Genomic DNA, 9,451 nt, shown 5'->3' on the forward strand with positions numbered 1-9,451 from the left:
GTGTTGTGGATGACCGCCGGCTTGTTCCACCAGTACGCCGAAGGATTGTTGCCGGTCTTCCCGCAACTGCGTTACCTGATTGTCGGTGGCGATGTGCTCGATCCGAACGTGATCGCTCGGGTCCTCAAGGACGGTGCACCCCAGCATCTGCTTAACGGCTACGGCCCGACTGAAGCCACTACCTTCTCGACCACCCATGAGATTACGCGGGCAGACGAGGGCAGCATTCCGATTGGCCGCCCGGTGGGCAACAGCCGAGCTTATGTGCTCGACGCCCGTCAACAACCGGTGCCGGTCGGTGTCACTGGCGAGTTGTATATCGGTGGCCAGGGGGTTGCCCTGGGCTACCTGAACCGGGCTGACCTGACGGCGGAGACATTCCTCGCCGACCCGTTCAACGACGGGGCGCTGATGTACCGCACTGGCGACCTGGTGGCCTGGCGTGCCGACGGTACCTTGCAGTATCAGGGCCGTAACGACCAGCAGGTGAAGATCCGCGGTTTCCGCATCGAACTGGGCGAGATCGAAACGCGCCTGAGTGAGCACCCGCAGGTCAAGGACGCGGTGGTACTCGCCCGTCAGGACGAACCGGGGCACAAGCGCCTGGTGGCGTACTTCACCGAGCGTGAAAACGTCGATATCCAAGCCTTGCGTGAGCATCTGCACGCGCAGTTGCCGGACTACATGGTGCCGGCCGCCTACGTGCGCCTTGACAGCCTGCCGCTGACCAACAACGGCAAGGTCGACCGCAAGGCCCTGCCTGCACCGGACCAGGAAGCCCTGCTGAGCCGTGGCTACGAAGCGCCACAAGGAGAAGTGGAAACCGTACTGGCGCAGATCTGGGCCGACCTGCTCAAGGTCGAGCAAGTCGGTCGTCACGACAACTTCTTTGAACTGGGCGGCCATTCGCTGATGGCGGTCAACCTGATCGAACGCATGCGCCGCGCCGACCTCAGCGCCGACGTGCGCGTGTTGTTCAGCCAGCCGACTTTGGCAGCGCTGGCCGCTGCGGTGGGCAGTGGGCGCGAAGTGGCCGTACCGGCCAACCTGATCACGCCCGATTGCGTGCGTATCACCCCGGACCTGCTGCCCCTGGCGGACCTGGACCAGGCGGCGATCGACCGCATCGTCGCCAGCGTGCCGGGCGGCGTGGCCAACGTGCAGGATATCTACGCCCTGGCACCGTTGCAGGAAGGCATCCTGTACCACCACATCACGGCGGAGCAGGGCGACCCGTACCTGTTGCAGTCGCAAATGGCGTTCGACAGCGTGGAGCGTCTGCAGCGCTTTGCCCACGCCTTGCAAGGCGTGATTGACCGTCACGACATCCTGCGCACCGGGATTGTCTGGGAGGGCCTGAGCACCCCCGCGCAAGTGGTGTGGCGCAAGGCCGATCTGGCGGTGCAGGAACTGGTGCTCGACCCGGCCGAGGGCGACATCCTGAGCCAGCTGCATGCACGCTTTGATGCCCGGCATTACCGCCTGGATGTCAGCCAGGCGCCGTTGATGCGCCTGGCCTATGCCCGTGATGAACTCAACGAACGGATAGTGGCGGTGCTGTTGTTCCACCACACGGCATTGGACCACACCGCGCTGGAGGTGGTCAGTTGGGAAATGGCGGCCAGCCTGTTGGGTTCCACCGAACCGCTGGCCGCGCCGGTGCCGTACCGTAACTACGTGGCCCAGACACGTTTGGGCGGCGTTGAACAGGAACATGAAAGCTTCTTCCGCGAGATGCTCGGTGACGTTGACGAACCGACCTTGCCCTTCGGCATGCAGGACGTGCAGGGCGACGGCAACACCGTGGCCGAGGTCACGCAGGTGCTGCCGGCAGATGTCAGCCAGCGCCTGCGTGCGGCGGCGCGTACCCTGGGAGTCAGTGTCGCCAGCCTGTTCCACCTGGCCTACGCCCAGGTGCTGGGTGCGGTTTCGGGCAAGCAGGATGTGGTGTTCGGCACGGTACTGGTTGGGCGTATGCAGGGCGGCCAAGGCGCCGACCGCGCATTGGGCATGTTCATCAACACCTTGCCGCTGCGCGTCGACCTCGGTCAGCACAGCGCACAAGACGGCGTGCGTGCAACCCATGCACGGCTGTCGGCGCTGCTGGGGCACGAGCATGCCTCGCTGTCCCTGGCCCAGCGTTGCAGTGGCGTGGCCGCGCCGGCACCGTTGTTCAGCGCGATGCTCAACTATCGCCACAGTGCCAGCGATGGGGTGATGCACCAGACCCGTGACGCCTGGGTCGGCATCGAAACCCTGGCCAGCGAGGAGCGCACCAACTACCCGTTGGCGTTGAACGTCGATGACCAAGGCGACAGTTTCCGCTTGAACGTGCAGGCCATCGCGGTGGATGCCCAACGCGTGCTGGATTATGTGCAGACCGCCTTGTACAACCTGGTGCAAGCGCTAGAGACCGCACCGCATACGGCCTTGTGGCAACTGTCAGTACTGCCGGCCGAGGAGCGCGAAACGCTGCTGGTGGCGTTCAACGACACGGCCCGCGACTACCCGTTGCAACAAACCCTGCACGGCCTGTTTGAAGCCCAGGTGCAACGCACGCCAGATGCCATTGCACTTCTGTCTGACACCCGGCAGCTGAGCTATCGCACGCTGAATGAGCGCGCCAACCGTCTGGCCCATCACCTGCGTGAGCTGGGTGTACAGCCGGATTCGCGCGTGGCGATCTGCGTCGAGCGCAGCCTCGAAATGGTCATCGGCCTGCTGGCGATCCTCAAGGCCGGTGGCGGTTATGTGCCGCTGGACCCGGCTTATCCGCAGGAGCGCCTGACCTACATGCTCGAAGACAGCGCGCCGGCCGTGGTGCTGGTGCAAGAGGCGACTCGTGGTCTGCTCGGTGAAATCAGCGTACCGGTGGTGGACCTGGAGCAGGAGACCTGGCAACAGGCGTCGGCGAGCAATCCGCTGATTGCCGGGTTGACCCCGCAACACCAGGCTTACGTGATCTATACCTCGGGCTCCACCGGCAAACCCAAGGGGGTGATCAACGAGCACAGCGCGGTGGTCAACCGCCTGTTGTGGATGCAGGAAGAGTACGGCCTCGACGCCAGCGACACGGTGCTGCAGAAAACCCCGTTCAGCTTCGATGTGTCGGTGTGGGAATTCTTCTGGCCATTGTTCACCGGCGCTCGCCTGGTCATGGCCCGCCCGGGTGGGCACAAGGACCCGCAGTACCTATGCGAAATCATCCAGGCCGAGCGCGTCACCACGCTGCACTTCGTGCCCTCGATGCTCGATGTGTTCCTCGCCCATGGCGATGTCAGCCAGGCGGCCGGGCTGGTGCGGGTGATGTGCAGCGGTGAGGCACTGCCTGGCAGTGTGGTGCGTCGCTTCAAGCAGCAACTGCCGGCCAGCTCGCTCTTCAACCTCTATGGGCCGACCGAAGCGGCGGTGGACGTCACCGCGTGGGATTGCGCAGGGCCGGTCACCCCGGATAACACGCCAATCGGCAAACCGATCGCCAATACGCGCATGTACCTGCTGGACGAACATCTGCAACCGGTGCCGCTGGGTGTCAGTGGCGAGCTGTTCATCGGTGGCGTGCAGGTTGCCCGTGGCTACCTGAACCGCCCGGAGCTGACCGCCGAACGCTTCCTCGACGACCCGTTCAACGCCGGACGCATGTACCGCACCGGTGACGTTGGACGCTTCCTGCCCGATGGCAACATCGAGTACCTGGGGCGTAACGATGATCAGGTGAAGATCCGTGGCCTGCGTATCGAGCTGGGGGAAATCCAGGCGCGCCTCGGCGAGTTCCCGAATATCCAGGAAGCCACGGTGCTGGCCCGTGAGGACGTGCCGGGCGACAAGCGCCTGGTGGCCTATTACACCGGCGCGCCGGCCGAGACCGAGGCGTTGCGTACGCATTTGCTGGCGCAATTGCCGGACTACATGGTGCCGCAACTGTTCGTGCGTCTGGATGCATTGCCGCTGAGCCCCAACGGCAAGCTGGACCGCAAGGCCCTGCCGGCGCCGGACCTGGCGACGCTGCGGGTGCGTGCCTATGAAGCGCCGGTGAGCGACACGGAAATGGCCCTGGCCCGGCTCTGGGGCGAATTGTTGAACGTTGAGCAAGTCGGTCGGCATGACCACTTTTTTGAATTGGGCGGCCATTCGTTATTGGCCGTCAGCCTCATTGGGCGACTCCGCCAGGAAGGCATCGATGCGAACGTCAAGGCGCTGTTCGAGCAACCCACGCTCTGGGAATACGCCGAAATTACAGAAAGAATGGAGATGGTCCTGTGAGTGTTCTCGAACTGTTGGCGACATTAAAAGAAAAAGACGTTCAACTTGCAGTCAAGGGTGAGCAACTCGTGGTGCAGGGCAACAAGCAAGCGCTGAAGGAACCCAGCGTGCTGGCTGCGCTGCGTGAACACAAGGCCGCGTTGATCGCCTTGATCAACGCCGGCGAGTACCGCGCAGAGCGTGCCGGGCAAGTCACCATTCCGGCCAATCGCATCCCCGCCGAATGCACGCGCATTACCCCGGACATGCTGACGCTCATGACGCTGGATCAGGCGACTATCGAGCACATCGTCGCGTGCATCCCCGGCGGCGCGCCCAACATCCAGGACATCTACCCGCTGGCACCGCTGCAATCGGGCCTGCTGTTCCATCACCTGTCCGAGCCACAGGGCGATCCTTACGTCTTGCAATGCCTGATCGGCCTGGACAACCGCCAATGCCTGGACGATTTCAACCAGGCCCTGCAGCACGTGGTCGACCGGCACGACAGCTTCCGCACGGCGGTGTTGTGGGAAGGGCTCGACGAACCTGTGCAAGTGGTCTTGCGCCAGGCGCGCCTGCAGGTCGAAGAAGTCGCCCTGGACCCGACCGTCGGCGATATCCGCCAGCAACTGGAGCAGCGTTTTGACAATCAGCATTACCGGCTGGATCTCAGTCAGGCGCCGCTGATCCGTATCGCGTGTGCCGAGGACCCGGCGACGGGGCGCTGGCTCGCCCTGATGATGTTGCATCACATCGTGTCCGACCACGCCGCGTTGGCGGTGGTGCAGCATGAAATCCAGCAATATTTGCTGGGCCAGGCTGCGCAACTGGGCAAACCGGTGCCGTACCGCAACTATGTAGCGCAGGCGCGCCTGGGCGTCAGTGAGCAGCAGCACGAAGCGTTTTTCCACGAGATGCTCGGCGACGTCGACACGCCGACACTGCCGTTGGGTCTGGCGGATGTGCAAGGTGATGGGCATTTGCTGCAAGAGGCCGCGCTGACGATCCCGACGACGTTGAGCCAGCGCCTGCGAGCCCAGGCGCGGCAGCAGGGGGTCAGCACGGCCAGCCTGTGTCATCTGGCGTGGGGCCAGGTGCTGGCGGCCGTTACCGGCAATGAGCGGGTGGTCTTCGGCACGGTATTCCTCGGGCGTATGGACAGCGGCGAAGGCGCCGAGCATGCGCTGGGTATGCTGATCAATACCTTGCCGCTGCGAGTGGACATCGGCGAGCAGGACGCACCGGCCGCGCTCAAGGCGACCCATGCACGGCTGACGGCGTTGCTTGGCCATGAGCACGCGCCGCTGGTGCTGGCCCAACGCTGCAGCGGCGTGGCCGCGCCGCAACCGTTGTTCAGCGCCTTGCTCAACTATCGTCATAAAGCGCATGACCTCGCGTCCGAACAGGCCCAAACGGCCTGGCGCGGCATCGAGTTCTTCCACACTGAAGAGCGCAAGCGCACCAATTACCCGCTGACGCTCAGTGTCGATGAACTGGCGGACGGCTTCTCTTTCACCGTGCAGGCGCTGCCGGTGCTGGGCGCGCAACGTTTCTGCGAGCGCATGCACGTTGCCCTGGAACACCTGGTGCAGGCGCTGGAGCAGGGCTCGACGCTCGCGGTCAATCAACTGCCGGTGCTGCCGAGTGCTGAGCGTCGACAGGTGCTTGAAGACTTCAACCAGACCCAGGTCGAGTACCCACGTGGGTTGACGCTCCACCAGCGTATTGAGCAGCACGTGCAGCGCAACCCGCAGGCGATCGCCGCGGTGTATGACGGACAGGCGCTGTCCTATGCCGAGCTGAACCAGCAGGCCAACCACCTGGCTTTTCAACTGATCGAACTGGGCGTGCAGCCTGACGACCGTGTGGCCATCTGCGCGCGGCGCAGCCTGGACACCCTGGTCGGGCTGGTGGCGATCCTCAAGGCCGGTGCGGCGTATGTCCCCGTCGACCCGGCGCACCCGCTGGACCGCATCGGCTACTTGCTCGAAGACAGCGCCCCGGTTGCGGTGCTGGTGCAGCCGGAGCTGGCCCAGCGTTTACCGACGTTGCAGGTGCCGGTGCTGGAACTCGACAGCCGCTTGTTGCACGGTGCTGCCTGCGGCAACCCCCAGGTCGCCGGCCTGACCCCGGCACACTTGGCCTATGTGATTTACACCTCCGGTTCCACCGGTCTGCCCAAGGGCGTAATGGTCGAACATCAGACCGTGGAAAACCTGGTCAACTGGCATTGCGATGCGTTCGACCTGCACGCCGGCAGCCATACCTCCAGCGTCGCCGGGTTTGGTTTCGATGCGATGGCCTGGGAAGTCTGGCCGGCCCTGTGCGTCGGGGCGACCCTGCATCTGCCGCCGGCGGCGCAGGGCAACGAAGACATCGACGCCTTGCTGGCCTGGTGGCAGGCGCAACCGCTGGATGTCAGCTTCCTGCCGACGCCAGTGGCCGAATACGCCTTCAGCCAGAACCTGCAACACCCGACCCTCAAGACCCTGCTGATCGGCGGTGACCGTCTGCGCCAGTTCAGTCATGCGCAACGCTTTACCTTGGTCAACAACTATGGCCCGACCGAGGCCACCGTAGTGGCGACCTCCGGCGTGATCACGGCAGGGCAGGTGTTGCACATCGGCAAGCCGGTGGCCAATGCCCAGGCGTACGTGCTGGATGCACAACTCAAGCCGGTGCCGCTGGGCGTGACCGGTGAGCTGTACGTGGGGGGGGCCGGGGTGGCGCGGGGTTACTTGAACCGTGCACAAATGACCGCCGAACGCTTCCTCAAGGACCCGTTCAGTGCCGACCCGCAGGCGCGGATGTACCGCACCGGCGACCTGGTGCGTTGGCTGGCGGACGGCACGTTGGAATACCTGGGGCGTAACGACGACCAGGTGAAGATTCGCGGTGTACGTATCGAACTGGGCGAGATCGACAGCTGCCTGGCCGCCCATCCTCAGGTGCGTGAAGCGGTGGTGCTGGCCCGTGACGGACGGCTGGTCGCTTATTTCACCGCGCATGACGCGTTGGATGTCGAGAGCCTGCGCGGCTTTGTGCAGGCGCAGTTGCCGGAGTACATGGTGCCGGCCGCCTACGTACGTCTGGAGCATATGCCGCTGACCGCCAACGGCAAGCTGGACCGCAAGGCCCTGCCGGAACCGGACCAGGACGCGCTGCTCAGCCGCAGCTATGTGGCACCGCAGGGCGAGGTGGAACGCACCCTGGCGCAGATCTGGGCCGAGGTGCTCAAGGTCGAGCGCGTGGGGCGGCATGACCACTTCTTCGAGTTGGGCGGGCATTCTTTGCTCGCGGTGGGGTTGATCAGTCGCATGCGCCAGGCCGGTTTGAATGCCGATGTACGCGTACTGTTCAGCCAGCCGACCCTGGCGGCATTGGCCGCCGCCGTCGGCCAGGGGCGTGAAGTGACGGTCGAGCCCAACCGTATTCAAGCGGATTGCCAACGCATCACCCCGGACCTGTTGCCGCTGATCACGTTGGACCAGAGCAGCATTGATCGGATTGTCGACAGCGTACCGGGCGGTGTCGGCAACGTGCAGGATATCTACCCGCTGGCACCGTTGCAGGAAGGCATCCTTTACCATCACCTCAGCGCCGAACAGGGCGACCCGTACTTGCTGCAGGCGCGTTTCAGCTTTGCCGACGCGCAGCGTCTGCAAGCGTTTGTCCAGGCCTTGCAGGCGGTGATCGACCGTCATGACATCCTGCGTACCGCCATTGTGCTGGAGGGTTTGCAAGCGCCGGTGCAAGTGGTCTGGCGCAAGGCCGAGCTTGATGTGCAAGGCGTATCGGTGGACGCCGCCCACGGCGACGTGCTGGCCCAACTGGAGCAGCGTTTTGGTGCCCGTCACCACCGCGTGGACCTGGCCCGCGCGCCACTGATGCAACTGGTGTATGCCCAAGACCCGCTCAATCAGCGGGTGGCGGCGATTTTGCTGTTCCACCACATTGCCCTGGACCATACCGCGCTGGAGGTCGTCAGCCAGGAAATGCAGGCCTACTTGCTGGACCCGACCGCCGAGCTGCCGGTGCCGGTGCCGTATCGCAATTACGTGGCCCAGGCCCGCCTGGGTGTCAGCGAACAAGAGCATGAGGCGTTCTTTCGCGAGCTGTTGGGCGACATCGAAGAGCCGACGTTGCCCTTCGGCTTGCAGGATGTGCAAGGCGATGCCCAGGCGATCGAAGAGGCCAGCCTGCGTATCGACCCCGAGTTGAACCAGCGCCTGCGTAGCCAGTTGCGCCACCTCGGGGTCAGCGCCGCCAGCGTGTTTCACCTGGCCTGGGCCCAAGTGCTGGCCGGGGTGACCGGTAAGCAAGACGTAGTCTTCGGCACGGTGCTGATGGGGCGCATGCTCGGTGGCGAAGGGGCGGAGCGGGCGCTGGGCATTTTCATCAACACCTTGCCGCTGCGCATCGATGTGGATGGTCGCGACGTTCGCGCCGGTGTGCGCCAGGCGCACTCGCGGCTGAGCGCGCTGCTGGGGCATGAACATGCCGCGTTGGCCCTGGCGCAACGTTGCAGCCAAGTGCTGGCGCCGCTGCCGTTGTTCAGTGCGCTGCTCAACTATCGCCATAGCAGTGTCGGCGACGGGGTGGCGCAAGCCCTGGCCTGGCAAGGGATGGAAGGGCTCGGCGGCGAGGAGCGCACCAACTACCCGCTGACCTTGAACGTTGATGAATGGGGCGACGGTTTCAGTCTCACGGTGTTGACCCTGCCACAAGTCGGTGCGCAACGCCTGTGCGCTTTTGTGCACCAGGCGCTGGAACACTTGGTACACGCCCTGGAACACGCCCCCACGACTGCGCTGCAGGCACTGGCAATCCTGCCGGCGGCTGAACGCGAGCAAGTGTTGAGCACTTTCAATACCACGGCACGGGAATACCCGGCGGCACACACCGTCCATGAGGTTTTCGAAGCGCTTGCCGCCGTACAACCGACGGCATTGGCGGCTGTGCATGCCGAGCAACGAGCGACCTACGCCGAACTGAATCTGCGGGCCAACCGCCTGGCGCATCACCTGATCGGTCTGGGTGTGGCGCCGGGTGCCGGCGTGGCGATCCTGCTGGAACGCTCCGTGGACCTGCTGGTCAGCCAGCTGGCAATCAGCAAGTGTGCGGCGGTGTATGTGCCGCTGGACGTCAATGCGCCGTTGGACCGTCAAGGCTTCATGATTGCGGACAGCGGGGCGGCTCTGCTGCT

At 64.4% G+C, this 9,451-nt stretch carries 2 protein-coding genes; both read left to right on the plus strand.

The features are described from left to right. Window positions 1–4,263: non-ribosomal peptide synthetase (locus C9383_RS26490; protein WP_146164725.1), on the plus strand; the 4,263-nt coding region annotated here is incomplete at its 5' end. After that, window positions 4,260–9,451 (plus strand): non-ribosomal peptide synthetase (locus C9383_RS26495; protein ID WP_249031095.1); only part of this gene is annotated, 5,192 nt, incomplete at its 3' end. The genes C9383_RS26490 and C9383_RS26495, both read left to right, overlap by 4 nt.

The organism is Pseudomonas palleroniana (assembly GCF_003031675.1).
GTDB lineage: Bacteria > Pseudomonadota > Gammaproteobacteria > Pseudomonadales > Pseudomonadaceae > Aquipseudomonas > Aquipseudomonas palleroniana.